This is a genomic window from Streptomyces sp. NPDC002573 (assembly GCF_042889625.1).
GTDB classification, from domain to species: Bacteria; Actinomycetota; Actinomycetes; order Streptomycetales; family Streptomycetaceae; genus Streptomyces; species Streptomyces gibsoniae.
In genome coordinates this window covers 1-2,560 of sequence record NZ_JBIARC010000222.1, presented here as the reverse complement: position 1 = coordinate 2,560, position 2,560 = coordinate 1, and the positions used below count along the sequence as shown (strand labels likewise).

The window sequence follows — 2,560 nt, the reverse complement described above, 5'->3', positions numbered from 1 at the left end:
GTCGTCTCGCCCAACGACTTCACCGACCTGACCGAGGTCGGGAACCGACTCCGAGCCTTCGAAGACCGCTACAACGCCACGGCACAGCCGTTCCATTGGAAGTTCACCACCTCCGACCTGGACGATCTGCTGGCCAGGATCGACCGGCACACCACCCATCACCAGGAAGAATCCTCCGCCGGGTCAGCCACATGATCAACCCCCGAAGGACTTCCGGACCGGACCACTTAGCCTCCGCGTTTCGGTTGGGAGGGATCAGCCGGGTTGATCGCGGCGGACCGTGGTTCTGGCCGCCTGCTGTCAAGCGGGCATGGCTGGGGCCCGACGCTCGGGTCGGGTGCTCCAGTTCCTCGGGTCGTGGGTGAGCAGGGACGGTGCTGCCGGTCAGGTGGCTGGCCGTGGCAGGGCAGTGAGGCGGGTGAACGCTGCGAGGAGCTCGTCTCGCCAGGGCCAGGTAGCGGAGATCCTCAGGTGGAGGCGGTGGCCGCCGCGGGTGAGGCGGGCGGCTGCATGCAACAGTCGGTAGCGGAGCTTCTTCGGCTCGGCGGATGCCAATTCGGCGGTCAGTAGCAGAACTTGGGTCCAGGCGAGTAGGTCGACGGTCAGGGCCAGTTCGAGCCAGGCGGTGTTGATGGCGAAGTGGCGGGAGGGGAAGCGGCCGAAACCGGTGGACTTGCCGCAGCGGATGCGGTCCTCGACGCGGGCGTGCGCACGGTGGCGGGCCTCCAGATGCTGCAGGGAGCCTTCGCCGTGAGGGGTGTCGGTGAGGAAGACCTGGTGGCGCATGCCCTCGTCGAGATCGAACAAAGACAGCTGGGCGCCGGGATGTGGGCGCTCGCGCCGCACGATGATCCGGGTGCCGTCCGGGTGGTCGGCCAGGTCCACCATGCCGGTCAGTTCTGCCACTTCGGCGCCAGTCCGCAGGGTGCCGTCCTGCTCCAGCGCAGGGTGCCACAGGTGGACGGGCAGGGCCCGGATTGCGCGGCGGACTGGTTCGGTGACGGCGTATCCGACGGAGAAGGAGGTGCGGATACCCCGTTCGCGCAGTGCTCGGACGTGGGCGAGGAAGGCTTTCGCGCCTCCGGCGCTGTCGGCGCGGATGAGGATGTCGGTGCCGTGGCGGTGGGCGTCGGGGATCTGGGCCAGGGCCGCGTCCAGGACTGTGATGTGGTCGGCGGCGGTGTTGGCGCCAGCATTGCCCGGCCGCAGCACCCCGGCCAGGGCTTCGCCGGTGTTGTCCAGGAAGCACAGCAGCGGGTGGTAGCCGCGTTTATAGGTGGCCGCCGCCTGCTCCTTGTCCGAGTGGCAGGTGACGAGGGTGGCATCGAGGTCCAGGACCAGGCCCGGCAGGTCGCGTCCGCCGGCGTGGGCCGCGGGTATCCCGCCGGTGGTCTCGGCGGCCTGCAGCCAGGCGACCTCCCGGGCGGCAGCTCTCGCCGAGCGCAGGCGGGCGAGTGCGGCCGGGTCGATGTCGGCCAGCAGGCGCCAGGCGGTCGGGGTGGAGGCGACCGGGCCGAAGACCTCCGTCTGGTCCCGCAGCAGGGCCAGGTCCGCTATCGCCTCGCCGCCGTCGGCGAGCATCACTGCCAGATCGACCGCGATCCGGCCCGGGGCGTGCCCGGTGCCATGTGGTCGAAGCCTGCGCAGCGCGTCCGTGAACGCGCCGGTCAGGCCAGTGACATCGGCAAGATCGGCCAGCAGGCGGGATCTGGCATGGCTGACCACCCCGCGGCCGTCGGCGGAGACGACGAGCTTGGGACGCGACCCGGTAGTGTGCACGCAGAAAGTGCCTTCTTGCTGTGATGACAGAGACCTTCGACAAGCCTCATCATCCCAGCTCAGAAGGCACTTTCGCTTTTCCGATCAAGATCCGGACGCCACCGCAAGTGAAACGTGGAGGCTAGTCGCCCTTGCGGCCGCGTTCGACGTGACCGAGGACCTCGCTCCAGAACGAGACGAGCCACCCGGCGTCGGCGGCGTGGAGGACCAGCTCACTGATGCGGGACGCCCTGTGTGTCAGTGTGCACAGCCGATGGGGGAGTTGACCGACGGCCGCGTGCGGGAGCTCGACGCGCCACCGGATCGTGTGTCCGGCCGCAGGAGTTCACCGACTGCGCCGGCACCATCAGGCTCCACCCCGTGCCGGGCCGCATCGATGAGCAGGCTCTCGAAGGCACAGGTGCCCTCTCGGCGTGCCACGCCCGGCGGTTCAGCCCCGGGCAGGGCGGTCGTGCCGGTAGGCGAGGACTCTGGCCGCCCCGCGCACCGCGCACCGCCCCTGTGGTCGGCCCCGGCCCTCGCCTTCGGCGACGCGCCGCCGTAGGCCGCATCCATGCCGAGCCGGCGCCGCCCAAGTGCTCTCCGGGCCGCAAGCCGGCAGTTCGGCCCGGTCTTGCGGTGGCGAGCACGACGCGAGCAGAGCGCGCCTGAGGACTGCCCTCCCGGCAGCCAGGTCGGTGCGTTGTGGCCTGGGCAGCCGTCGTCTGCCGTGCAGTGCTCTGGCGTGAGGATGCGGGGCTGTAAAGGGGAGGGTGCGGCGGTGTGGCGCGTGTTCAGCGGG

The 2,560-nt window shown here is 70.2% G+C and carries 1 protein-coding gene and 1 pseudogene; one reads left to right on the top strand and one right to left on the bottom strand.

Translation table 11 applies throughout. The features are described from left to right. Positions 1-195, top strand: a pseudogene (locus tag ACFYX0_RS47390) (IS630 family transposase); the annotation flags it as partial. A 189-nt stretch (positions 196-384) separates the two neighbouring features. Here the strand turns inward: ACFYX0_RS47390 and ACFYX0_RS47385 are convergent. Then, positions 385-1,809, bottom strand: coding sequence for an IS1380 family transposase (locus ACFYX0_RS47385; RefSeq protein ID WP_388981956.1), 1,425 nt, complete (start codon positions 1,807-1,809; stop codon positions 385-387). Positions 1,810-2,560 lie beyond the last annotated feature (751 nt).